The following is a 24,331-nucleotide window of genomic DNA, read 5'->3' as shown; positions in this document are numbered from 1 at the left end:
GAGCCAGCACACAATGATCTCTCTGGCTCGGGAAGCCGAATCGCGTGGATATAAGACAATAGTAATATCAAATTATACATATTACGAGATAGAAGATTACAGCCCTGCTGAGTCTGAGATATTCCAAATGATGGATTCACCCGTGTTTGACGGGCTTGTACTTATGCCGGAAAGCATAAAGAGCATTTCTCTGTGGGAAAAAGTTCTTGATCGTGCAAAAGCTACCGGTATACCATTTGTATGTGTTGACAGAGATGTTCCAGACTGTGTCAGTGTCACCTTCAGCTACGGAAAGTCATTTGAAAAGGTAGTCAGACATATTATAGAGGTACATAAACCAAAAATAATAAACTTTATCGGCGGCAAGAGAAACAATAGCTTCTCAGAAGAAAGGCTGAATGTATTCAAAAAAGTACTTGCTGAAAACGGCAGAGAATTTGAGCCCGAGAGATTTGGATACGGTGATTTCTGGGAAACTCCGACACTCGCAGTGCTTGATAAATTCTATAACGGTGAGCAGGAACCGCCTGATGCAATAATCTGTGTAAACGATGCCGAAGCCATGACCTGCGTAGATTATCTAAGGAATAAAGGTATCAGCTTACCTGATGAAGTGATAATAAGCGGATTTGACGGCATCGAGGAAGAGAAATATGTAGTTCCACGGATTACCACCGCTGCCTGCGATATCGATGGTATGAGCAGAAAAACCATGGATCTGCTGGAAGAACTAATGAACGGAAAAACGCCGTCGGAAAGATTAGCTGTGATAGACTATTCCCTCAGGATATCTCAATCCTGCGGATGCAAACCTGTTGATGAAGCCGGTAGGATCAACAAGCTCATTGAACTTTTTATAGAAAAAAAGAACTATGAACGTCACGAGAGGCGAATGTTCGAGTACAACTCACATACAGGCGAACTTTACAGCTATGACAGCTTTGCAAGACTCATGCCATATTACTGTGAATTTCCTACATGGGTTTGTATCGAACCTCAGCTGCTTTACGACGGGGATGATAAAAACATAGAAAGCACTGCATCAACAGGTGAAATGACGATGTTTATGCACAGCGGCAATAACCTTGGTAAGTTTTATCCTGATACATATACGTACAATATTCCTTTTCAACAAAAGGATATACTTCCTGATCTTGATAAAGTCTTTGATGAACATAATTCACTGCTTATAGCCCCTTTAAGCTACCATGGTGGAAAAATGGGTTATTTAACTGTAGCTATGGACAGCGAAAGTTTTGATTTTCTGTTTACGCATAGATTCATAAGTAATACCAATCAGATATTTGAAACCTTAAAAACAAATATGCAGCTTCAAAAAGCCTACGAAAAAGTTGCTGATATGCATATGCGCGACCCGATGACAGGAATATACAACCGCAGGGGCTTCTATATGAGGATGAGTGAACTGACAGAAAGCGGAACAACTAATTACACTCTGTTCTCGATAGATCTTGACAGACTGAAATATATAAATGATAACTTCGGACACTATGCAGGAGACAGAGCGATACTCACTGCAGCTATGTTGATCAGCAGCACATCCGGAAAGGACTCGGTTTGTGCAAGGTTCGGCGGTGATGAATTTATCGTAGTCATACCTGAAAAAGATGATACAAACACCGCAGATGCTTATATAAAAAGCGTTGAATCCGAAATTGAAAAGATAAATTCCGAGAAAACAATGCCATTCACACTCAGTATCAGTATAGGTGGTACAAGCCTAAAAGTTACCGATCGTGAAAATATAGAAATTTCTATGAAAGAAGCCGATAAAAAAATGTACGAATGCAAACGCCGTAATCACGCAATCAGGGACTGAAATAGCAGTGGATGATAGATTTCAGAATTATTAAGAATACTCGGTTTTCCTGTACATCAAGAAAATAAATTTCATAAGAACAATAACTACCAAAAATGTCCGCACAGTGTTGTGCGGACATTTTTGGTATGTGGTTCACAATCTTATCATCACTGCATATAATATATCAAACGATCGGGACGGTTAGTATCACAGAAATAAAAAAGAACGCACCGACAAGTGCGTCCCTGATCACAGATCAACGTAATTATATATAACACCCATAGGGGTTATATCAAGCCATGCATAACAAGGCGGTTTACCGTCACGCGGCTGACCGGCACTACCGGGATTCAGTATCATCATAGTACCGCGCTGTTCATAAAAGCGCTTGTGAGTATGACCAAAAAGTGCAAACTGACATTCCTCTTCCTTGGCTTTCTCGTAAATATTCTCAACCGAGAAATTTACCCCCCACTTATCACCGTGGGCAAGAAACATACGCTTGCCGTCAGGCAGTACGTATACCATACTTTCAGGAAGTTCCTTATCATAATCACAATTGCCTTTTACGCATATCATAGTATTATCAAGATAATGCGCTTTCAACTTGCGGAATTCCGAAAGACCGTCGCCAAGAAACACGAACAGATCGGCATCACCATTGCGCTTGATTATTTTATGCATAGCGGCGTAATTGCCGTGTGTATCAGAAAAAACAACGATCCTCATAAACAGAAATCCCCCCATCCCGATAATTAATTATAGCACATTTCTGAAAAAAAATCAAGAGAAATAATGCAATAATGTGAATATTTACAATTTCTTAAGGAGGAAATACAATGAACGGACAAAAACCTTCATCTGACAATATGCGAAATCTGCTGGAAGAAGCAGCAAAAAAACTTGGTACCACCCCTGAAATCCTGGCAAAACAACTGGAAAATGGTGAGTTGAATGCTGCACTGAAAAATATGCCGACAGCCAACAGACAGATGATAAGTAAAACACTGGCGGACAAAGCTGCCTGTAAAAAACTGATAGAAAGTCCTCAGGCACAGGCAATTATGCGAAAGCTATCAGGAAAATAACACCTTACTTTTCAGAAAAGGGGTATACGGTATGGAAGATATGATGAACAAAATACAGAATGTCCTGAATGATGAAGAAAGCATGAAACAACTTCGGGAACTGGCAGGTATGCTCAGTAACGGAGAACATGAAGAACATGAAATGCGAACTGAATCAGGCATAGATCCTGTAAAGCTCGTAGAGATCAGTCAAGTATTACAGACAGCATCACAGGACGATAACAATATCCGCCTGATGTCGGCACTGCGTCCCCTTTTGAAAGAAGATACAAGAAAAAAGCTTGACATGGTAATCAAGCTGTACCGTCTTATGAATATTTATCCCGCCCTCAAACAGAGCGGGATAGGAGGAAGTCTACTTGACAACATCTGACAACAATTTCAGTAAAATGCAGGAGGATGCCATGCGGCGAGTAATGGAGATGCAACGCCGATCCCGGGATGCTGTCAGCAAGGAAAGCTCTCCCAAAACGATTAATAATAAGGATACTTCTGTCAGCGATATACTAGGGCATATAAAAATAGATGAAGAAAAGGCACTGATCGCCCTTCTGATATTTATTCTGTACAAGCAGGGCGCAGACATAAAACTTCTGCTGGGACTTGCTTATCTCCTGTTATAAAAAGCTGTCCGTTAACCATAAACGGACAGCTTTATAATTTATCTGAGAATGATCATACCTTTTTGTTCATCATCGACAAGACCTGCCGAAGTCACAAGAGTTTCACTGTCAACTGAAGTCAGACTTTTGCCGTTTTGACCATAAAACGGATCACAGCAGTAAAACAGTATATCGCCCGATTCCTCTATTTCATATCCACAGACTACTATGTACTGCGTTGCTGAATCTATTCCATAATAATCACTATGATCAAAATCAGCAATACCGTCATAGTAACGTACTGATAAAAGTATACGTTTGCCCTCATCTATGCTTGCGACCAGTGCATCTTCACTTATATCGGTACTTTTTTCTGCAATAAGATCACCGCCAGAATATTCATCTATAAGCTTTACCAAGTCATCTCCTGTACCGAGAGTACCTGCAGCTTTTTTAAGTTCATACTTATCCCAGCTATAAAACTTCTGGCTATTGACAAGTGCCGCAGCCGCGATAAAACCACTGTCCTTGGCATCACCAGGAAATGATCCGCCGTATTCGTCATTACCGATACTGTTTCCTGCTGTCGGCAGCACATTTGCAGCACCTACCTCTTCAAGATCATCAGCAGAGATATATCCGCGCTTAGAAAGGAAATCAACTTCTATCTGCTTACCTGTACCAAACTGAGAAATATCCAGCACATCGTATGAAGAAAATAGTTCTCCCTCTCCGGCTTCACCAAGATAGCTGCCGCCTTTGTCTGTCACAGCAGTATCTTCAGAGACCCGATACAAATGCCCTATGGGTATTTCTCGTTCATCCATCCACTCGGAACTATCATCGTTCTGCGTGGTATCAGCATCTATATCATTGATACCCGATGCAGGCACAGGATCCTTGTTACTCTTATCAGATTTTTTCGCCTTAGGTGCTATCCCATAAAATACCACACCTATTATAATTACCGCACCCAATACTATACCTACCAACAACCTTGATGCTTTGGCGATATCGTTGCGATTGTCATTCATTATTTTTTTCAGTTCGTTGTTCTTCATAGATCATTATCAGCTCTCTGTACTTATTTAGCCCTGCACATAAGCAAAGTACAACCGTATTTGCCGCTCCAGTAGGGATCGTGCAGTTCATAGGCATCAAGATAACGGTTGTAGGAAAGATATGTTGTCAAGCTGTCACCGTCTGAAGGCAGGTCAAACTCTACCGAATCAGTAGTTTCTGTATATGCCATCTTCGTACCGCTTTTCAGTACTCCTTCACCGTCAGCGGAACCTCCGTCCAACCTGCGGCAGCTGACTTTTACAGTATCCTCAGAAAATGTCAGCACAGGATAAGCTTCATCGGCAGGAAGCTGCTGCCAGCTTTCCATGCCTTTCAGCATTACTTTAGGAACAAGGGTGCAACCTTCAGGTGAATACTTTTCATAATTTTCCCTGAAAGTATACGAATCCCTGTCCACCTGACAAAGGGGCATAAGATCATCATTGAGATACATCACTGCCAGTACCATCTGTCCCTTGCCATCAAAATAGAACCGCAGACCTGCATACTGTCCAAGTCTGCCGGAGTCCTCAGGGAAAGGATACTTATAATCGAAATAATGCTCTGCGTGAGATATATTTATCAGGAAGGGAGTATTATCTACAAGACTTGCAAGCTGCCACAATTTATCATCATCTTCCGAAACTGGTTTTGACTTGCCGCCGTAGTATTCTTCGATATCATAGGGAGTACATTCATAAGGGGTACGATGAAAGAAACTAAGATCACGGTACTTTTCATCATTCTCGTCATAAACGCCCCAGTAGTTATATGTCCATACATCCTGACGCTCGTTCACAGTAGAGTCAAGAAAATTAAAATCATCGCCAACAGAAAAGTCATTGTATACCAATGGTCCTCCTGCGCTGAATTCTTTATCATCAGCATCAATATGAGCGGTGAGCAACTCGGGAACAACTGCCTCTTTTTCCTCATACTCTCTTGCCACGGGCTTGTTGCTGTTATTTTTTTCAGCCTGCGGAGTTACCGTACATCCGCAAAGCATGACTGCCGCCATAGCAGCCGCTGCAACTATTAACCTCATGAAGCCAATCCCCTTTCCGCTATAATATATCTTTATTATTATAACACATCAAATGGAAAAAGTAAAGACACCATACAACAAATTTAAATTATTTTCGCACATAAGCAGTAAAGATATATCCATAAGAAAATAGCAATGAAAAATATCAACTTCGATATTATAACAACAAAAAGACAGATCAGAAAAATTAACCAAACTTGTATTTACTTTTTCGGCAAATTATGATATGATATTATTATCAATGATCAGGAGGTTATTTATGCTTCACGGATATTTCGATCTGCCAACTTTCTATTTTTTTCAGGAGAAAAATATATGGACAGGCAGCCTTTATACAAATTTCAACTATCGCATAACGCCAAAAAAATCAGACGAAAAAAGCGAATTGAAAGTAGATGTGTGGTACGGCAAAAAATGCTTTGATCTGGCTGAAGAGCTTGTTGCACAGTATTCCGAGGAATACTCAGCTGAAGGTCTTGAAGCCTGCATAGCTGATCTCACCAAGGAGTTTGAGCATTTCAAAGAGATCCGTAAGGAGATTGGTATGTAATGAAGTCTATCTTTAAAACGGTCACCATTACATTGATATGCGCAGCGGCTTTGATGACTTCATCGGGCTGTTCCGGGAGCAGCGGGATAAAATACCGCTACGGTGTATTTTTAGGAGCTTCACCCGAAGATATGCCGCTGATGGAGGCTTATGAAAAGATCGTAATAGACGCACAGTATTTTTCTGCCGATGAGATCAGAGAGCTTAAAGATTCCGGTCATACAGTTTACAGCTACATCAATCTGGGATCGGTAGAAGATTTCCGCCCGTATTACAAGGACTATGAACGATTTACTCTGGATGTCTACGAAAACTGGGAAGAGGAAAAGTGGGTAGATGTTTCACAAAAAGAATGGCAGGAATTCGTGGTGAATGATCTTGCCGTCAGCATGATCGACAAAGGTGTGGACGGACTTTTCGTTGATAACACCGATGTTTATTATCACTACCCTACCGATGAGATGTTCAACGGAGTGACGAACATACTCAAAGGTTTTAAAGATCTGAACACATACGTTATCATAAACGGCGGTGATGAATACGTTAATGAATATGCCAAGCGTAATTCCGAGCTTGACAGCATTATGGATGCTGAAAATCAAGAAACGATATTCAGCAAAATAAACTGGGATGATGAAACATTCACTGCTAATGAAGATACAGAAAGGGAATATTTTCAGGATTACGCTGAAATGGTCAGCAGTTACGGCAAGGATGTATATCTGCTTGAATACACCACAGACAGTGAACTTATAAAAAAAATAGACCGTTACTGCACCGATAAAGGTTACACCTACTATGCCTCAGACAAGCTGGAGCTACTCGCCCCCGGACAGAAAAAAGGGTCGCAGATAATAGATAGTTCCAAAGAATAAAACGAACCCCGCATCACTGGTGATTCATTGGTGCGGGGGTTTTTGTTTATTCTTCCATCGGCATTCCAGCCGCTATGTATTCGTGAAGGGGAAGCAATACGCCAAAATCGTTATCTACATATACATTCTGCGGAAAATCCTGTTGCCTTATTACATGACGGACGTTTGCGGAATTCTGATAAACGATCATGATGACCGCTGCCGCCTGAAAAGGCAACTTTTCAATCGCATCTTCCCAATCTGATAAATCCGTGTCGTAATCAAAAAAGATATGCCCATCAGTAAATTCAACGCAGAAGCGATCGACTGACACTTTATAAGTTTTGGTGGCGCTGGGATGTTTCATCTTTTGAATGCTTGTAAGCATCAAATTCTTGTCGCCGAGAATACTGATATATTTCATTTTATTCCTCCATTACAACTTTTCCACACACTGAGCGCGATTTTTGAACTACCCGAATTGCAATTATAGATCAGTTAGTTTTCTGCGTCTTTCGCCGTTTCAGGATTTCTGCTTTGACATCAACACCACGCACTCCACGTGCCTCGGGACTCTCGTATCCGTATCTGATATGCCCCGACCGTTCAAGGAAATAAGCCAACCGCCTGTGTGCGTTCAGAGAAACATATCTCCGAACCGTTTTCCCCGCCGCCGATGATGGCAGTGTGGAGCCGTGTTATGTGGTTGTAATTCTGTAATTATATTGGCATAAGCTGACGTAAGCGAGCTCGCTCCAAGATCGTCTCCATCCAATGATGAATCGCAGAGAAATCATCTTCTTTGATCGCGTTTTCCAAACTATCGTTGTTGAATTTCATATCGCCCAGCCAAAAGGCAGATATGATCGCATACAGATATGGATACACTTCCTTCTGCCGCTCTGTAAACGGACGCTCCTGATGATAGCCTTTCAGAAACCCCCTCAAGATCATCTGTTCATGATTGCCAGCTATTATTTCCGGATAATCCATCAGCCGAGCTATAAAAAGAGCCTGCATTACTGCATCAAAATACAGGTTATTATCCCCGCAGCGGTTAAAGTCAAATACGCCGATCTCCCCGGTTCGGGTCATATAAAGGTTGCAATCACTTAAATCACCTTGAACAGCGTAACTCGGATCTTTTTCAAAAGCGGTTATTTTTTGTAGGAGTAGCTCATGTTCCTGACAGATTTTGCAATATAAATCCTCATCAATTTCAATAAGTTTATTTTTGTTTGCAGCAAACGCTTCAAAATCAAATAGATCATTGCTTTTCAGCGGATTAAACAGCACCTCAGATTGAACATGAAAATCCTCGGTCTCAGCTATATTATGCATTCTGGCAAGCAGCTTACCGGTCTTCTCTGCTATTTCGACATTAACAAGATGAATTTCCCCACAAACGAAATCCTCAACCGTAACCACTACATCATATCCGTATATTTGGTATTGGCGTGCATAAAACCCTTTTGAAGCATAGGCATTCGGCGTTTGAATCCCATGCACCTTCAATAAATCTGCAAACCGGCTCTGAGCTTCTATCGTCTCAATAGGTGCATCCGATTCATTCTTAAATCGAATAACAAGCGAATGAGAATCTTCCAGTTGAGCTTTAATAATCAGTCGGACCTCTTTAGATGCTGGATCATCTTTTTCATAATGATATCTTTGTAATTCGCTAAAAGAGACGCATTTGCTTCTTATTCCAAAATCCTGAAGGATGCTGTTAATATCATCAACATTGATTGTAAACATGAAAATACCTCCTAAGTTTCGGACAGCGAAACTACAGTTACAGCAGCGGATTTCCTCGATTTTGCTCTCTCGCTCTGTGGAAACTTATCTACGCTCCGACAGACGGTCTAAACCCGCAAATGCCCTGATTTCAAGCACTTTTCAGCACCTCGTCCTCATTTCCTTGACAGCAGAACGACAGTCTCGACATGGCTTGTCCTTGGGAAAAGATCGAACCCCATGACTTTATCGCAGGTGTAACCAAGCTCAGCAAGGATAGCGCAGTCGCGTGCTGCAGTGGTGTGGTTGCATGAGATCATCACGATCCTGTCCGGGGACATCTTAGCCATATATTCAAGTGAAGCCCTGTCACAGCCTTTACGAGCAGGATCTGCAATAATAACATCGGGACGTTCGCCGCGTTCATACAGGACCTGAGCTATCTTGCCCGCATCACCGCAGATGAACTCTGTGTTAGTTATATCATTAGCCTTTGCATTAGCTTTAGCATTATCAATAGCAGCCTGGATGACCTCTACGCCGATAAGCTTCTTGACCTGTCTCGCCATAGAAAGTCCAATAGTTCCAGTTCCGCAATAGAGGTCAAGCAGTGTGGAATCATGAGAAAGCTGTGCAAACTCACCTGCTTTTTTGTAAAGGAGTTCCGCCTGATGAGTATTCACCTGGTAAAAAGACAGAGGCGATATGGAGATATTATTCCCACACATGGTGTCATTTATCGTACCGTCACCTACAATGGCTTTCATCCTGCTGCCGAGGATAACGTTTGTATTTTTAGGATTTTCGTTCAGTACTACCGTCCTTATATCAGAAAACTTCTCTTTCAGAAGTATTGCAAGCTTATCAAAAACAGAAGCCTTTTTAAGATCTGTCACTACAAGACAGACCATTATCTCTCCTGAGTAAGCACCACGTCTGAGGTAAATGTGCCGCAACAGACCTGTTAGGGATATCTCATTATAAGCAGGGATATGCCGATCATTTACGTATCCCATGATGAACTCAACTATTTCTGAGAATATAACAGGCTGAAGTCTGCAACGTGTATACTCAACAACGCGGTGTGAACGTTTTGCATAAAATCCACAGACAGCTTTGCCATTATCGTCGGCAACAGGATACTGTGCCTTATTCCTATAAAGGTCTGTATCTTTACAGCCGCAGAACTCCATATATTCGGGGGACAGTTTACCGATTCTGTCAAAAGAATCACGTATGAATTTATCCTTTGCACGACACTCAGCCTCATAGCTGATATGCCTGAATGAGCAGCCGCCGCAGTGTTTGCTTACAGGGCAATCAGACTCTACCCTGTCCTGTGACGGATGTTTCAGCTTTTCTGTTCTGCCGTAACAAAAAGAGCTTCTCACCTTGACAATGCGGCATTCGATCACATCTCCCACCGCTACAGCGGGAACAAATACCGCGATACCGTTATAATGCCCGACACCGTTACCATCATTTGAGATATCGGTTATCTCCAGATCTATAAGATCATTTTTCTTGAGATCTTCCATAAAATTCCTCAATTACATCCTTTCTGGAAAGCATCAGATCAAAATGCTTGTTGTATTCCAGCGGGAACTTGTAGTTGAATACACGCTCCAGCCGTTCGGGATAGTCTACCAGTTTAGTAGAAGCCCCTGCGCCGATTGCAAGTATAGTCTGAACTTCTTCCATTATATAGATATTGTAAAGACTTTCGTATCCCTGCTTTGACCAGCCTATATTTTCAAGATTACCTACCATATTCTTCTGCCTGTACAGATAGTATGGCAGATATCTGCTGTCAAACAGACGTTTTGTCGCGTGTTCAACCATTTCATCGGTGGGATTTTTTAGCACCTCTTTATCACCCTGATTCAGCAGTGCAGCCCTCTTTATAGAAAGAGTATGAACGGTAAAATTCTCAGGGGATAAGCCGAGAAGCTTATCGATAGTATCAGCGAAGCTTTCAACCGTATCCTCTGGAAGCCCGGCAATAACATCGGTATTTATGCAGGAAAAGCCTATTTTGCGTGCCAGATCGTAGCTGTCATAAAACTGATCTACGCTGTGTGAACGACCTATAGCCTCAAGCACATCAGGATTCAGGCTCTGAGGATTTATAGAGATACGTGTACATCCGTTTGCTTTGATAGTCCTGAGTTTTTCTTCAGTTATGGTATCAGGTCTTCCTGCTTCAACTGTATATTCCCTTACCGATGACATATCAAAGCTGTGCTCGATACATTTCATAAGAGCAGCCAGCTGCGATGCTTCTATGGAAGTAGGAGTACCTCCACCAAAATACACCGTGTCCAGTTTAAGCCCGAGTCGTTTTGTTATGAGGGCAGTATGCCTTATCTCACGGCACATTTTGTCTATATACTCAGGTATCAGCTTTCTGCCGCTGTCAAGGGTCTGAGATATAAAAGAGCAGTACGAGCATCTTGTAGGGCAGAAAGGTATGGAAACATAAAGGCTGAAAGACTTCTTATCAAGCGCATCGAGTATCTGTTTCTGTGTCATAGCAGTTGAAAATGCTATATCGCATTTTTCCTTGCTGCACAGATACTCATTCTGCAGACGGGAATATATCTCTTCCCTGCAGATGCCCTCATTCAGCCATGTGTTTACTCTCTTTACAGGACGTATACCTGTTATAACTCCCCACTTAGGGACTATACCTGTAATTTCAGACAGAACCTTGTACAAAATCCTTGAAAGACAAAGTTCTTTATCCTGATTTTTGCCATCGGTCTTGTATAACAGTTTGCCCTTACGCTTTTTGATACCTTTATAGCTGCATATAACATACAAAAGAGTGGTATCGGCATACTCCCTTACCCTTGCAAAAACATAATCGTCAGAGATATCTGCCTTATCTGCATACATATGAGTGAACTGAGTAGCCGGGATAAAAAGCTTCAGCACGCCTTCCAGTTCATATTTATAATCATTTCCGCTCAGGATAAGCGTCATATAAATCCACCGCCCGAATTCTCCCTGAGATACGGATTAAACTTTCTTTCCGAATCAAGAGTTGTAATACCCATATGCCCCGGATATATGGTAAGATCTCCTCCAAGTTCAGCTATACGGCCAAGTGATCTTTTCATCTGAGAGAAGTTTCCGCCTTCAAGGTCGGTACGGCCTATCGAACGGTTGAAAAGGGTATCGCCTGTAAACATAACATCACCGCATATATAGCATACAGACCCCGGTGTATGTCCGGGAGTTTCCAGTATATCGAACTCCAGCTCGTCTAGACGAATTATATCATTCTCGGTAAAAAGCTTTACATCGCCATTATAGCTTTTGTATCCCCTTGACCTGAAATGAACAGCCAGCATCTCATCACCTGAGCGAAGCATTTTTTCGTCAAGTGGGTGTATATACACCTCACAACCAGTAGCTTCCACAAGATCAGCTACCGCACCAATATGATCGAAATGACCGTGAGTCAGAAATATCTTTTTCAGGGTGCAGTTATTGTTTTCAAGTTCTGCCAGTATATAAGGTGCATCAAAGGGTGCATCTATAAGCACAGCATTGTTCTGCTTGCTGATAACGATGTAGCTGTTTGTTTCACATATACTCAGGGGTTTTAATCTGATAACTTTCATACTGACCTACTTTCCGCTTCTTTCAACTGAGATCACATTCTTGATCTTCTGAAGCTTGCTCATAACGGTCTTCAGCTGCTCCATGCCCGCTATGCTTACGGTTATGGACATCAGCGCATTACCGTTTTTAAGTTCTCTTGAAGTTGATTCATAAATAAACACGTTTATCATCGCCAGTGCCGAAGAAACATCTGCCAGAAGACCTATTCTGTCCACTGCGATGATATCAAGAGTGGTCTTGAAGTACGTGGTATTGTTCCTGTCGCTGTTCTTAGCCCAGCTTACGTTGACCCAGCGCTCAGTGTTCTCACCCTTGTTCATCTGGTTCACATAGTTCAGACAATCCTTTTTGTGTACAGATACTCCATGACCTCTGGTTATGAAACCTATTATCTCATCCCCGGGCAGAGGGTTGCAGCACTGCGCGAACTTTATCATACAGTCCTCTATGCCATCGACCACAACACCTGAAGATGATTTTACAGGCTTTACAACAGAATCTTCTGATTCATCAGCCTTCTCTCCGTACTTCTTGTTATATGAATCCTTCAGCCTCTGCATGAGCTTGGAAAGCTGTACTCCGCCATACCCTATTGCCGCAAAGAAATCGTCAAGCGTATCACAATTGTGGCGCTTCATATCCAGCCTCAGGAATTCCTCAAGTTCGTCCTCGGGGACACGTATCATGTGCTTTCTGAACTCTCTTTCAAGCGCTGCCCTGCCCTCAAAGATATTCTCCTCACGTCTTTCCTTTTTAAACCATGAGCGTATCTTGGATTTGGCTTCATTGGTCTTGGCAATATTGAGCCATGACCTGCTGGGTCCATGCCCTGCTACATTAGATGTCAGTATCTCAATGATCTCACCGGTGCTGATCTTATGGTCATAGGACACCATTTTCTCATTGACCTTAGCACCGCTCATACGATGACCGACTTCGGTATGTATCGCATAAGCAAAGTCTATAACAGTAGAACCTACAGGAAGTGTGATCATATCTCCCTTAGGAGTGAATGCAAAAACGTCCTCAGGAGAAAGATCGCTCTTTATCGCCCTTACTATCTCCTCTACGTCATTTGATTCCTTCTGATTCTCAATTATCTGTCTTATCCATGCAAGACGCTTGTCATCCTTAGCATTACTCTTTACGCCCTCTTTGTACTTCCAATGGGCAGCGATGCCGTATTCTGCAAGGCGGTGCATATCCCATGTTCTTATCTGTACTTCAAAAGGTATGCCTTCTCTGCCTATAACAGTGGTGTGCAGTGACTGATACATATTCGCCTTAGGAGTTGATATATAATCCTTGAACCTGTTGGGTATGGGCTTGAACATATCGTGGATTATACCAAGGACATTATAGCACTCATTTACAGTATTTACTATAACTCTTACAGCGTATCTGTCATATATCTCATCTATATCCTTGCCGTCACGGTATACCTTTTTATATATGCCGTAGTTGCTCTTTACACGTCCCGATACTGTCGGTGCGGGATCAAATTCCTTGGCAAGACGCTCCGCGATCTTATCCTTGATGCTTTCTACCAGTGCTTCACGGCTGTCGCGGCGCAGTGCCATCATTTGTTCTATCTCCTCATGTGCAAAGGGATCAAGATAAAAAAACGAAAGGTCTTCCAGTTCATCCTTTATGGAACGTATACCCAGCCTGTGAGCGATAGGAGCATAGATATTCATAGTTTCTCGCGCTATGGTCCTTCTCTTGTCATCACGGCAGAAATTCAGCGTGCGCATATTATGGAGCCTGTCCGCTAGCTTGATTATGATAACTCTTATATCCTCACTCATAGCAAGCAGTATTTTTCTGATATTTTCAGCTTTCTGCTCATCCTTGGTGAATATCTCCACCTCGCCAAGTTTTGTTACACCATTTACCAGCATGGTCACATCAATACCAAACATCTTGTGCAGCTGTTCAAGAGTACAATCCGTATCCTCGACAACATCGTGCAGAAGTGCCGCACAGATAGTATCGGTATCCATACCCAGTTCAAGGAGTATATAACCGACTGCTATAGGATGAGATATATATGGCTCGCCAGATTCTCTTTTCTGATCATGATGATACTTCTCGGCTAGCTCGTATGCTGATACTATCTTTGAAAGATCATACTGTTTCTCACTGTCCAGAACCTTCTGGACGATCATATCTATAGTATATACCTGTCTGCTTGCTTTCAGTATATATGCAGGGATCTGCAGGCTTCCCTCTGCAGTTTCGTATGTACTTCTTCTCGGTGCTTCTTCCCCATTGGATCGGTTGTTCTCAGACATCAGCTATTCCACCCTTCATTCTTTTTCTTCTATCATTTTTCTAAGCTTTACAAGCGTATCGGATTCCTCCAGCACCACTTTTTTGTGGGCAGGAAGGATATTTATCATCATAGATGCTCCATCAACGGATATCAGTTCCTTATCTCTGAATATATCCGTTATTATCCTCAGCTTACAGTAGTTCATACTGTCACTGGACAATCTCATAAATAGCGCGTCAAGACTTATCTCCCTTACGCTGCTGAGATATTTGTATACGCTGACCAGCTCTTCACGCTCGGGTATGACCTTTTTAACAAAGCTGACAGGGACTTCCTCACCGTTCATCAGTTTCTCATAGGTATCCTTTGCAGCAAAGTATCTGTCCTGCTTCACACCGCTGAGTCTGTGATCTACTACTCTTACTGTCACGGATTCTCTGTCATTGAATACATTTATATCAAGTTCGACCATCATATCGATTAGATCGCCCTTAGCAAAACACAGCTTTGTGGGATCCTGCCCGAATATCAGCGCATAAGCATTAGTCCTGCCATAAGTGAAAGACAGCTTGGTGTGAGCATTATCTTTAAGCGGGATTATCTCATTTACCCTGGCACCAAGCACGGCAAACAACGGTCTTGGATTTCCCTCACCGATCGGTTCTAGAACACTAAGACCCTTTACCATCTCAACGTCAAGGTCAGCCGGCATAAGCACTTTATCAGCATAAAGTGTCTTTACCGCAGGCTTTTCGAGCCCCGCTGAGTACTCATAGACTTTTTCGGTAAATTTGCTGATATCCTCCTCTTTCAATGAAAATCCGCCTGCACATTCGTGTCCGCCGAATTTCGTAAGGAGCTCAGCACAGTACGTCAGACAAGTGTGGATATTCAGCCCCTTAACAGATCTTGCAGAGCCCCTCGCCATGCCGCCGTCCTCGATAGAGATTATGATAGTCGGCTTACTGTAACGGTCTAGTATCTTTGAAGCCACTATACCGATGACTCCATGATGCCAGCCCTTTCCTGCCAGTACTATAACTCTGTGATCAAGCACCTTCGGGTCATTCCTTATGTAGTCCTCGATATCCTTCATAATTTCCTGCTCGCATTTCTTGCGCTGAGAATTCAGAGTTATCATAGTATCAACATAGCTCTCGGCATCTTCCATATCCTCGCTGAGTATAGCTTTTACAGCAGTCAACGGTGAACCGAATCGTCCTGATGCATTTATAACAGGGCCTATCCTGAAACCGATATGATCTGATACTATCCTTTTTCGGTCGATCTTCAGTTTATCCAGAAGTATGCCCAGACCGGCATTTTCTGTGTTGGGCAGATACCTGAATCCTGCCTTAACAAGTGTTCTGTTCTCACCCTTCAGTGGTACGATATCAGCAACTGTACCTATGGCACAAAGATCGGAGTACTGCTCAACAGCTGCATCATAACTGCCTCCGTCAAGGGCTGCACAAAGTTTCAGAGCGACACCTGCTCCACACAGATCTTTGAAGCTGCTGGGGCAATCCGGACGGTGAGGGTCAACTATAGCTTCAGCTTCAGGAAGTTCGTCACCTACCTGATGATGATCGGTGATAACAAGCTTTATGCCGAGTTCACGGCAGCGTTTTGCCTCTTCTACCGAAGAAATACCATTATCCACCGTAACTATAAGCTTGACATCCTTTTCGGCAAGCTCCTCTATAGCTGCTATATTCATGCCGTAGCCTGCTTCTCTTTCGGGGATGTAGTACATTACATTCGCACCCATACTCTCAAGATAGTTGAAAAGTATCGAGGTCGACGTTATACCGTCACAGTCGTAATCTCCATAAACACATATAAGCTCATAAGCATCTACAGCCTGTTCAATGGTTTCAACTGCCTTGTCCATATCCTTTATCATCATAGGATCCTCAAGCTCCTGCTCGGTAAAAAAGCTTACGATACTGTCCTCATCATCTATCCCACGTGCGGAAAGAATCTCAAGCACAAGCCTGTTAAGATCGGTCTTTTTCAAAAAATACTCGACCTTCTCCGGATCGGGCTTGCCTATCCTCCACTTGAACATCTATACTACCCCCATTATAAAATAATTAATATATATTATATCACTTCGGAAATATTTTTACAAGAGTAAAAAATTAAATTTATTATTATATATAACAAAAGCATATCCCCCTTCCGCAGAAGAGGGATATTTTTTGTACTATTTTTTCTTTATTTCCGATATGAGCTCATCAGTAAGTTTTTCGATCCTGACAAAGTCCATAGCATCGATATAATACTTCTCGATTTCATCATGGACTGCCTTTGCCGACCTGATAGCAGAGTATACCTCATCTGACAGTGCACTGATAGTAAGCCTGTTCATTTTAAGCCTTCTTTTGCAGCGTGTTATAGCATCCTTATCATAGAAACGAGATAGCTTCAGCTTTATGCTGTCATCAGCGGCAAAATGATTCAGCTGTGTCGATGATATAAACGCAAGACCAAGTTCAGGTATGAGCAGATGTTCGTAAGAAGTATTATTCAGCCACTGACACGGACACAATATTACATCAAACCCCCTGCGGACTGCCTCAGCGGCTATTTTTTCACATATGATGTGTGCACAGGCGAAGTCCTCATCACAGAGAAGATATTTATCTGTGTAGCTGTCGATCGTTTCGGTAAAGGTCATACATCCAAATTCTGTCAGGGCTGATAGCTGACGAAGCTCACGCTTGCCGGTACCATTACCCTTTCGCGGCAGCAGCTTTTTATATAATCGCGACATAAAGGCATCCAGCTTTTTTTCATCTATACATCCTAGTGATGTACTGAAGCTGTCACCACATACATTTGAAAGTGCGACAGAGAATCTTTTCGCCCTTTCAAGAAGCGACTTGTTCTTATCTGTTACCCCGATTATTTCATCCTTATATGGCAGCAGTTTATCTTCATCCCAGAATCGTCCCAGGTCAATGATCTTCTGCTTAACAGCAGGATATACAGGATCGAAAACATGAGGAGCAGTACCATCAACGATCAGTACTCCCGAAGTTTCAAGCATAACAGCATCCAGTGAAGCAGGATCAGATGAACAATAAAACCTGACGATATGTTCACTATTTTCAAATTCTGCTGCGATACGTTTCATCAGCGAGGATTTACCCGTACCTGCTCCTCCCTTGAGGATATAAGTAAAAACACCATCCTCAGCCATAAGCCTGCCAAAACCTGTAGAAAATCCCTGCTGTGTCATGCAGCCCAAAAAATATTTTTCTGACATAAAAGCACCTCCGTCATTTCATGGTATATACTATGCATAAGAACAGAAACTTGTTAATACATCATGAAAGAGTATACCCGAAAACAGCTTTTACGCCGCTTTCGGGTATGGTGCTTATATGAAACATTTAAGTTATCAGGCTTATAATCTTTGTGCCCACTTAACAGCGGCTTCCGTCCACGCCTCACATATAGGTTGGATATGACCTTCCCAGGTAGCTGTGGACTCGTCACAGAGGCTTATGCCATGTCCGCCGTGTTCGTAGATATGTGATTCAAAGGGTATCCAGTTCTTTGCAAGTTCTGTCATATAGAACAGAGAATTCTGTACCCTTACACATCCGTCATCGGAACAGTGCCAGATGAAAGTCTGTGGTGTATGCGGACCTACGTGCTTCTCCATAGCCAGATAGTCACGAAGTTCCTTATCGTCCTCTCTGCCTCTGAGAAGATTCTGTATTGATCCCTCATGAGTAAATTCGTGATCGCTGGTAATAACAGGATAGCAAAGCATCGAAGCATTGACCTTGATATCCTCTGGCTTACAGCCAAGTGGCTTTGTTAGTATCTCATCATTCCAAAGATTTGCCATAGTTGCTGCCAGATGACCACCTGCTGAAAATCCCATAACTATTATCTTGTCAGGATCAATATCAAATCTCTCCGCATTGTCTCTTACGTACTTCACTGCCGCAGCACATTCCAGTGCGTTCTGAGGGAATGCTCTCTGACAAGTGTATTTCAGAACAAAACAGCAGATACCATGTCCCAGAAATCTCAGCGCGACCGGCTCTGATTCTCTTTCAGAACAAAAATCATACCCACCACCGGGACATATCACCATAGCACGGTGATGCTTTCTGCCGAGTTGCTCTGTGAAAGTATTATAATAACATTCAAGAGTCGCTCTGTCACCGATATCCTCAATACCGGCTTTTTCAAAATCAAAACTAAGTTCGATAGTTTCCTTCATCATAAAAAATTACTCCTTATCCACCGGCTGCAGCAGAACTATCATTACTGCCGTCCCCGTTTTTCTTCACGGAAGTATCCTCCGAAAGAGAAACAAAAACTATATAGCCGTCATCATTATTACCCGAAATAAAATTACCATACTCGCTGTCATCTGCCTTTGCAGGCACCGGTACACTGGTTGTTGCGCCATCACCGGAAGGAACAAAATATCCTGCATACTCTGCTCCGTCATCCGAAGTGAAATACAGCGGTTCTTCAAAAGTATAATCCTTTATTGCAGTTTCCAGTTTTTCAAGTCCTGCTGCACCTTCTGACCGGCTCATATCCTTTATGCAGGCAGCAGCCTCTTTTCCGATATACCTTAGTCTGCTTGCACCGCGCATTACAAAACCGTATCTATAACAGTTATTCGTTACCCAAGCATAATCCTTAATACCGGTGAAAGGCTTATATTCACCGTCTTCATTCACCATAAGATCGGCACAGGACCCTATATATGCCTCATCCTTTTTAACAGCAGTATCATCAGGGATCAGGGATGTTACCATGAGTGTATCAAGTCCTGTAGCGTTCCTGAAATCTACTGCCAATGAATTTAGTGCTATGAGCATCTCTGTCATTGCTTCATCACTTGGCAGACCCGCTGCCATGATCTGTTCACCGTCAGCTGTAAACAGGTACCGATAGAGCGTGTCAGTTTCTCCGATCTTGCCGATATACGGATGATCGCTGTCAACCTGTACAAGCAGACCCTCACCGACACTCTGCACTTCTTTATAGACATAATTTTTAGTAAGACGTTTTCCGTTAGCAGTATCGACTGCCGTATCATCAGCAGCTGAACTGTCAGCGGTACTGTTTCCTATGTTATTAGCCTTTTTATCAGTATCTCCCACCTTGCAGGACGTAGACAGAGCCACAAGTGCCAACAGCATGACAGCCATAGCCGCTGCAATATTCTTATATTTATATACCTTTATTCTGTTGATATCTGACATAAAGCTGCACCGCCTTCATAATTGTTTATTCAATTATAGCACATCTTTTTGTCAAATTTCAACATTTTAATGAACCTAAGTCACACTTTCATCACTAAATACAAATTGAAACACAACAATTTGTACAAAAGGTCAAAATTCATGTAACACCGCGAACATAATCAACAACTGACCGTAAAAACACCCTGCCTTCATTGGACTTCATCAGTTTATCAGGATCACTTGTACATACAACTACCTTGCCACTGCTTTTGTTGTATTCATACAACATCGCCAGATCATGGTTCCTCTCAAAGTTGTCTATCATACGCACTATCACACGCTTGTCTTCAGCCTTGCCATCAAGTATCTCGAACCGTGATGACATAACAATATCCCACCATGAAGGAGTTGAATACTTCCTGCACGCAAAACCTTTTAGTGCAGGATGTGATACATCATTCAAAAGTCCCATCGTACCTACAGGCTCAGGTTTTTCCATCATTCTTGAAATAGAGCTGAACATAGGATAGCACCAGAAATCCTGACAATAGAAGCCTTCAACATAGTTTTCAGGTTTATTGAACAGAAGAACCGTCCTGCCTTCATCAAGAAGTCTTTCAGCTTCACTGTCCAGTTCACGGAATATATGCACTCCTTCAAGCCCCACCTCTTTCAAATCAGGAATGATCTCGATCTCATAATGGTTTCGTATATCTGTACCTTCAACTTCAAGTGTCAGCACAGCTGATGTAATCTCATCAACATACGGCATGGTTATTGTACTTCGGCAAATATCTGTATAAACGCTGTCATCGGATATTACTGCACTGCCTGTACAGCACTTATCTTCCCACTCGAACCTATAAATGACTTTTTTACCGTAAAGGCTTACAGGTCTGTAATTTACAAGCCGTATATCAAATACAAATTCACTAGCGGATAATGGTGTATAGCTTTCAAACACAGCAAGTATCACCGCATCATTACAGAACTCACGCCATTCTTCAGCGGTGATGATACCCTTATTATCCATGAATGCATCAAGCATACCAACAAGAGCAGTTCCCTGTCCTGTAAAGTCCTGGATATCCAGTATCTGGAACCCGGCAAGCAGCTTTGAACGGAATACAGATTCAAGTTCTTCCTTATAGCAAGCCTTTGCAAGCTGACCTGAACAATAGAAATAATCCTTAGCCAGATGTAAAAGCCCCTTATTCTTCAGTCTCTCTCGGAATATCTCAAAATTCCGCGCTTTAAGCGAACCTGTATATTTTTCTATCTCATCAAAGTCAGGATAAGTTTCATACTGCCCTATTTCATGAGTAACAATAGGTATATCAGGTACAAAATCGTCGTCAGACTCAGATGCACTTACAGTTTTCATCGTTGTACCGAACTGTATCTGAACTGTACCGCCCGCAGAATTATCTTCCTCATGAACGGATCCCGCTATTTTTATAATACTATCATAGGAATGCACAGTTGAAGGTTTAAGCATCTGTATATGCCCCAAAGGTGCATCACACATAGCATAAGAGCCTCGCAGCAGCCTGTTCTTCGACAGACGTACCCCAACAAAGAAATCATCGTTTTCTACAACACAAGGGAACCACTGAAAGTTGTTTGAACCCTGAGTATACAAATGCCTTTTATCAAGCTTTTTATACATACCGATGATTTCATTGATACGTTCCTTACTGCCCCAGAGCTCATTACCCATTGACATCATACAGAAAGACGGATGATCACCGAATGCCTTCAGTATCGCAAAGCCTTCGGATATCAGGAATTCCTGCTCATAGGCATTATAGCCATCTTCATCAGGCGCTGTGACAGTTCCCCAGAAAGGAAGCTGAGGTTCCATATATATGCCGAGCATATCTGCTGCAATAAAAGCAGCCTCAGGCGGACAGCAAGTGTGAAAACGGTAGTGGTTGATCCCGAAACTGCGTGATATCATCATCACCCGAAGCCACTCGTCAATATCACACGGCGCATAAGAGTTCTTTGGAAATATCATACCGTCATGTTTGCCGCGAAGGAAAGTCTCCCTGCCGTTAACCATAAACTTTCCTTCTGAAGTTCTGAATTCTCTCATGCCGAAAATATGTCGGGATACATCTCCATCCACATCAATAACAAGCTCATACAAATATGGGTTATGTTCGCTCCATAGCTTATAGTTTTCAGCCATTGGGTATTCAGCTGTAAGTCTGCCGTCAGAAAAACTGACTTCAAAAGACTCACCGGCTTCAGAACCGTCAGGATAATTCAGAACTGTTATAACTGCCTTACCGCTTTCAGCGCCAACTGCTTCAGCAGTTACTTTTACAGTTCCAGAATGTATATCAGGTGTGATAGAAATATCTTTACAATGAACAGCACCGTAACCTATCAGCTCGATCCTGCCAAGGATACCGTTCCAGTTAGTCTGAGTATCAGGAGAAGTCATGTGACCGCCGCCGGTCTTGTACCCAACATTGGCGACCCTGATCACAAGTTCACGCTCACCTGTTCCTATAAATTCAGTAAGATCATAAATATGAGGTGCGCAGAAACTTTCCTGGACTCCAAGAGAGATTCCGTCAACAAAGACCTCAGTGATACGGGTGCGTTCAAGAAAAAGTTCCAGTGCTGAACATTTCAGAGCATTAGTATCTATAGTTCGTCTGTACCATGCATAGCCCTCAAATTTGTAGGTATCAGTAAGATGACCTGTATGACAATCATCGCTGACTTTACCCTTACGGGCATTTGAGGTTGTATCAGGCAGGAAAATATTATCGTTATAAAAAATATTTTCACCTGTACATTCGTGATCCAACGCAAGCTGCCAGTTCCCTTTTAAATCGATTTTTCCGACCATATCACCTCTCCCTTCCTCGTGTAATATAAATATATTATACCATAATCTATTTAAGATTTCAATGACATCTTTCATCTTATCAAGAAAAATCAAAAAATCTGTTGAAATCAACAAAAAGATATGATACAATAAAATAAAACAAAACACAAGGGGTGATAATATGTCAATGACCGATAAGCAAGCACTGTTTACTCTTTCACTCATCTACACACCGGGCAAAGCTGGGATAGATTCTCTGATGCAGAAATATAATGATCCTGCTAAGCTTATGGATACTCTTCAAAACCAGACCGACAAGGACATACCGCACAGCTTTTCAGCTGCGGCAAAAGCTTTTGACTACACACTGCCAGAGCAGATACAAAGCTATTGTGGAGAAAGGGGTATCGAGATCATAACACGGTATGACGAGGATTTTCCCGATGAACTCCTTGAAGTGGATTGTCCTCCCATGGCGCTTTATTGCCTAGGAGACAAAAAGCTCCTTAAAGAGAGAACCTCGCTTACAATTGTCGGCTCCCGTGAAGCAACTCCGTATTCCATTGACGTTGCTAAGTATTTTGCCCGTACCAAAGCGAGAGATGGACACACAATTATCAGCGGATTTGCACGCGGCATCGACACCGCCGCCCACACAGGTGCAATCGAAGCCGAAGGAAAGACCATAGCTGTACTGGGCTGTGGAATAGACTACGATTATCCCAGATACAGCGGAGATCTGAAAAATTCCATAGTTCAGAATGGGGCTGTTATTTCTGAATACCCACCCTTGGAAAAACCCGACAGAGAGTATTTCACCATACGAAACCGCATGATAGCAGGACTTTCAAAAGCTGTGCTGGTTGTTCAAGCAGGAGTACACAGCGGTTCGATAAACACCGCCAGCCATGCAATTTCCCAAGGCAAGGATGTTTACTGCATACCTCCCGCGAATATCTTCAACGATATCTACAAAGGACAAAGCGTACTGCTTCGCGACGGTGCTATTCCCGCCTTTGAACCACATGATATCGTACTTTAAACAGAAAAAAATACTCTTCAAAGAAACGGAGATCTTTCATGCCTAAAATGAAAAAGATATTGAAAAGAATCGTCATCGTAATATTATTTATATTTCTAATCAGTTTTATTATTCGTGACCTGACATTCTACAATCATTTTAAAGACAATATTTTTGAAATACCGAAATCACATCATATCTGGGGAGACGAAGATGAAGGATATCTCTATGAAACATATTTCTTCATCCAAAAAGTACCCGACTCACAGGAAGAACTGGAAAAAGATGTTCGATCATTTATATACGAGAATAAGCTTATCGAAGATGCAAAAATTGAGGGAACGAATACCGTATCATTAAATTTCATGATCGCTGATTTCAGAATGCCGATCTATTTCGCAGAAGATCCCAAAAGAGAAAAATATTCAGAGCATCATATCAAAACCCATATGACAGCGCATTTTCTTTATGATATTGACAATGACACAGAAAAACTAGAGTTCTATCAAGTAAAACGCAGTTTCTGAGATATCTTCTGACCATAGATAATACAAAAAGACCGCAGCATACCG

At 42.2% G+C, this 24,331-nt stretch carries 22 protein-coding genes; 8 read left to right on the top strand and 14 right to left on the bottom strand.

From position 1 onward, the window contains the following. Window positions 1-13: 13 nt before the first annotated feature. Window positions 14-1,840: a GGDEF domain-containing protein gene (locus tag RUMAL_RS08565; protein WP_013498347.1), complete on the top strand. Its 1,827-nt coding sequence runs from the start codon at window positions 14-16 to the stop codon at window positions 1,838-1,840. Between the two features lie 231 nt (window positions 1,841-2,071). Here RUMAL_RS08565 and RUMAL_RS08560 read toward each other — a convergent pair whose 3' ends face one another. Continuing rightward, a complete protein-coding gene (locus RUMAL_RS08560) occupies window positions 2,072-2,551 on the bottom strand; it encodes a metallophosphoesterase family protein (protein ID WP_013498346.1) in 480 nt (159 codons plus the stop codon). Window positions 2,552-2,661: 110 nt separating this feature from the next. Here RUMAL_RS08560 and RUMAL_RS08555 point away from each other — a divergent pair, with 110 nt between their 5' ends. Genes RUMAL_RS08555 through RUMAL_RS08545 form a run of 3 tightly spaced genes read left to right on the top strand, consistent with a single transcriptional unit; the run spans window position 2,662 to window position 3,533 of the window. Further along, window positions 2,662-2,910, top strand: coding sequence for a hypothetical protein (locus tag RUMAL_RS08555; RefSeq protein WP_013498345.1), 249 nt, complete (start codon window positions 2,662-2,664; stop codon window positions 2,908-2,910). Window positions 2,911-2,941: 31 nt separating this feature from the next. After that, complete coding sequence (locus RUMAL_RS08550; protein ID WP_013498344.1) at window positions 2,942-3,283, top strand: hypothetical protein; 342 nt, start codon at window positions 2,942-2,944, stop codon at window positions 3,281-3,283. Next, window positions 3,270-3,533, top strand: a complete 264-nt coding sequence (locus RUMAL_RS08545; RefSeq protein ID WP_154662759.1) for a hypothetical protein — start codon at window positions 3,270-3,272, stop codon at window positions 3,531-3,533. The genes RUMAL_RS08550 and RUMAL_RS08545 overlap by 14 nt, the downstream gene beginning before the upstream one ends. A gap of 38 nt (window positions 3,534-3,571) precedes the next feature. Here RUMAL_RS08545 and RUMAL_RS08540 read toward each other — a convergent pair whose 3' ends face one another. Next, the gene (locus RUMAL_RS08540; RefSeq protein ID WP_013498342.1) at window positions 3,572-4,573 is read right to left on the bottom strand and encodes a hypothetical protein; all 1,002 of its coding nucleotides are present in this window, start codon (window positions 4,571-4,573) and stop codon (window positions 3,572-3,574) included. Between the two features lie 23 nt (window positions 4,574-4,596). Continuing rightward, window positions 4,597-5,619 (bottom strand): hypothetical protein, encoded by a 1,023-nt coding sequence (locus RUMAL_RS08535; RefSeq protein ID WP_013498341.1) that lies wholly within the window; start codon window positions 5,617-5,619, stop codon window positions 4,597-4,599. 259 nt (window positions 5,620-5,878) lie between these two features. Here RUMAL_RS08535 and RUMAL_RS08530 point away from each other — a divergent pair, with 259 nt between their 5' ends. Then, the gene (locus RUMAL_RS08530) at window positions 5,879-6,169 is read left to right on the top strand and encodes a hypothetical protein (RefSeq protein ID WP_013498340.1); all 291 of its coding nucleotides are present in this window, start codon (window positions 5,879-5,881) and stop codon (window positions 6,167-6,169) included. Beyond that, window positions 6,169-7,044: an endo alpha-1,4 polygalactosaminidase gene (locus tag RUMAL_RS08525; RefSeq protein WP_013498339.1), complete on the top strand. Its 876-nt coding sequence runs from the start codon at window positions 6,169-6,171 to the stop codon at window positions 7,042-7,044. The genes RUMAL_RS08530 and RUMAL_RS08525 overlap by 1 nt, the downstream gene beginning before the upstream one ends. A gap of 46 nt (window positions 7,045-7,090) precedes the next feature. Here the strand turns inward: RUMAL_RS08525 and RUMAL_RS08520 are convergent, their stop codons facing one another. The 11 genes from RUMAL_RS08520 to RUMAL_RS08470 form a co-directional block, all read right to left on the bottom strand. Next, window positions 7,091-7,447, bottom strand: coding sequence for a hypothetical protein (locus RUMAL_RS08520; protein WP_013498338.1), 357 nt, complete (start codon window positions 7,445-7,447; stop codon window positions 7,091-7,093). 296 nt (window positions 7,448-7,743) lie between these two features. Further along, the gene (locus RUMAL_RS08515; protein WP_013498337.1) at window positions 7,744-8,781 is read right to left on the bottom strand and encodes a phosphotransferase; all 1,038 of its coding nucleotides are present in this window, start codon (window positions 8,779-8,781) and stop codon (window positions 7,744-7,746) included. A 155-nt stretch (window positions 8,782-8,936) separates the two neighbouring features. Next, a complete protein-coding gene (rlmD, locus tag RUMAL_RS08510) occupies window positions 8,937-10,298 on the bottom strand; it encodes a 23S rRNA (uracil(1939)-C(5))-methyltransferase RlmD (RefSeq protein WP_013498336.1) in 1,362 nt (453 codons plus the stop codon). Further along, window positions 10,276-11,745, bottom strand: a complete 1,470-nt coding sequence (gene hemZ, locus RUMAL_RS08505) for a coproporphyrinogen dehydrogenase HemZ (RefSeq protein WP_013498335.1) — start codon at window positions 11,743-11,745, stop codon at window positions 10,276-10,278. The genes rlmD and hemZ overlap by 23 nt, the downstream gene beginning before the upstream one ends. Then, window positions 11,742-12,389 (bottom strand): MBL fold metallo-hydrolase, encoded by a 648-nt coding sequence (locus tag RUMAL_RS08500; RefSeq protein ID WP_013498334.1) that lies wholly within the window; start codon window positions 12,387-12,389, stop codon window positions 11,742-11,744. Before RUMAL_RS08500 ends, hemZ begins: the two co-directional genes overlap by 4 nt. Before the next feature lie 6 nt (window positions 12,390-12,395). Beyond that, complete coding sequence (locus RUMAL_RS08495; protein ID WP_013498333.1) at window positions 12,396-14,684, bottom strand: RelA/SpoT family protein; 2,289 nt, start codon at window positions 14,682-14,684, stop codon at window positions 12,396-12,398. A gap of 15 nt (window positions 14,685-14,699) precedes the next feature. Next, window positions 14,700-16,736: a single-stranded-DNA-specific exonuclease RecJ gene (gene recJ / locus RUMAL_RS08490; RefSeq protein ID WP_013498332.1), complete on the bottom strand. Its 2,037-nt coding sequence runs from the start codon at window positions 16,734-16,736 to the stop codon at window positions 14,700-14,702. Between the two features lie 138 nt (window positions 16,737-16,874). Further along, window positions 16,875-17,939 carry an ATPase gene (locus RUMAL_RS08485; RefSeq protein WP_013498331.1) on the bottom strand — a complete coding sequence of 355 codons (1,065 nt, stop codon included), beginning with the start codon at window positions 17,937-17,939 and terminating at the stop codon, window positions 16,875-16,877. A 141-nt stretch (window positions 17,940-18,080) separates the two neighbouring features. Then, window positions 18,081-18,914 carry an alpha/beta hydrolase gene (locus RUMAL_RS08480; protein WP_013498330.1) on the bottom strand — a complete coding sequence of 278 codons (834 nt, stop codon included), beginning with the start codon at window positions 18,912-18,914 and terminating at the stop codon, window positions 18,081-18,083. 13 nt (window positions 18,915-18,927) lie between these two features. After that, window positions 18,928-19,911 (bottom strand): M15 family metallopeptidase domain-containing protein, encoded by a 984-nt coding sequence (locus tag RUMAL_RS08475; protein WP_013498329.1) that lies wholly within the window; start codon window positions 19,909-19,911, stop codon window positions 18,928-18,930. A 139-nt stretch (window positions 19,912-20,050) separates the two neighbouring features. Then, window positions 20,051-22,759, bottom strand: coding sequence for a glycoside hydrolase family 2 protein (locus tag RUMAL_RS08470; RefSeq protein ID WP_013498328.1), 2,709 nt, complete (start codon window positions 22,757-22,759; stop codon window positions 20,051-20,053). Between the two features lie 160 nt (window positions 22,760-22,919). Here RUMAL_RS08470 and dprA point away from each other — a divergent pair, with 160 nt between their 5' ends. Next, entirely contained in the window at window positions 22,920-23,780 is an 861-nt protein-coding gene (gene dprA, locus RUMAL_RS08465) for a DNA-processing protein DprA (RefSeq protein WP_013498327.1), read from the top strand. Window positions 23,781-23,818: 38 nt separating this feature from the next. Further along, window positions 23,819-24,286 carry a hypothetical protein gene (locus RUMAL_RS08460; protein WP_013498326.1) on the top strand — a complete coding sequence of 156 codons (468 nt, stop codon included), beginning with the start codon at window positions 23,819-23,821 and terminating at the stop codon, window positions 24,284-24,286. The last annotated feature ends 45 nt before the right edge of the window (window positions 24,287-24,331 follow it).

It is taken from the genome of Ruminococcus albus 7 = DSM 20455 (assembly GCF_000179635.2).
GTDB classification, from domain to species: domain Bacteria; phylum Bacillota; class Clostridia; order Oscillospirales; family Ruminococcaceae; genus Hominimerdicola; species Hominimerdicola alba.
Note: the sequence above shows the minus strand (reverse complement) of the source record. Positions and strands in the feature narration are given on the sequence as shown.

Coding starts and splice junctions, on each gene's coding strand:
- RUMAL_RS08560 (WP_013498346.1), bottom strand. CDS start 2,551: ATGAGGATCGTTGTTTTTTCTGATACACACGGCAATTACGCCGCTATG.
- recJ (WP_013498332.1), bottom strand. CDS start 16,736: ATGTTCAAGTGGAGGATAGGCAAGCCCGATCCGGAGAAGGTCGAGTAT.
- RUMAL_RS08495 (WP_013498333.1), bottom strand. CDS start 14,684: ATGTCTGAGAACAACCGATCCAATGGGGAAGAAGCACCGAGAAGAAGT.
- hemZ (WP_013498335.1), bottom strand. CDS start 11,745: ATGACGCTTATCCTGAGCGGAAATGATTATAAATATGAACTGGAAGGC.
- RUMAL_RS08525 (WP_013498339.1), top strand. CDS start 6,169: ATGAAGTCTATCTTTAAAACGGTCACCATTACATTGATATGCGCAGCG.
- dprA (WP_013498327.1), top strand. CDS start 22,920: ATGTCAATGACCGATAAGCAAGCACTGTTTACTCTTTCACTCATCTAC.
- RUMAL_RS08535 (WP_013498341.1), bottom strand. CDS start 5,619: ATGAGGTTAATAGTTGCAGCGGCTGCTATGGCGGCAGTCATGCTTTGC.
- rlmD (WP_013498336.1), bottom strand. CDS start 10,298: ATGGAAGATCTCAAGAAAAATGATCTTATAGATCTGGAGATAACCGAT.
- RUMAL_RS08480 (WP_013498330.1), bottom strand. CDS start 18,914: ATGATGAAGGAAACTATCGAACTTAGTTTTGATTTTGAAAAAGCCGGT.
- RUMAL_RS08550 (WP_013498344.1), top strand. CDS start 2,942: ATGGAAGATATGATGAACAAAATACAGAATGTCCTGAATGATGAAGAA.
- RUMAL_RS08475 (WP_013498329.1), bottom strand. CDS start 19,911: ATGTCAGATATCAACAGAATAAAGGTATATAAATATAAGAATATTGCA.
- RUMAL_RS08460 (WP_013498326.1), top strand. CDS start 23,819: ATGCCTAAAATGAAAAAGATATTGAAAAGAATCGTCATCGTAATATTA.
- RUMAL_RS08470 (WP_013498328.1), bottom strand. CDS start 22,759: ATGGTCGGAAAAATCGATTTAAAAGGGAACTGGCAGCTTGCGTTGGAT.
- RUMAL_RS08485 (WP_013498331.1), bottom strand. CDS start 17,939: ATGTCAGAAAAATATTTTTTGGGCTGCATGACACAGCAGGGATTTTCT.
- RUMAL_RS08500 (WP_013498334.1), bottom strand. CDS start 12,389: ATGAAAGTTATCAGATTAAAACCCCTGAGTATATGTGAAACAAACAGC.
- RUMAL_RS08520 (WP_013498338.1), bottom strand. CDS start 7,447: ATGAAATATATCAGTATTCTCGGCGACAAGAATTTGATGCTTACAAGC.
- RUMAL_RS08530 (WP_013498340.1), top strand. CDS start 5,879: ATGCTTCACGGATATTTCGATCTGCCAACTTTCTATTTTTTTCAGGAG.
- RUMAL_RS08515 (WP_013498337.1), bottom strand. CDS start 8,781: ATGTTTACAATCAATGTTGATGATATTAACAGCATCCTTCAGGATTTT.
- RUMAL_RS08565 (WP_013498347.1), top strand. CDS start 14: ATGATCTCTCTGGCTCGGGAAGCCGAATCGCGTGGATATAAGACAATA.
- RUMAL_RS08540 (WP_013498342.1), bottom strand. CDS start 4,573: ATGAAGAACAACGAACTGAAAAAAATAATGAATGACAATCGCAACGAT.
- RUMAL_RS08555 (WP_013498345.1), top strand. CDS start 2,662: ATGAACGGACAAAAACCTTCATCTGACAATATGCGAAATCTGCTGGAA.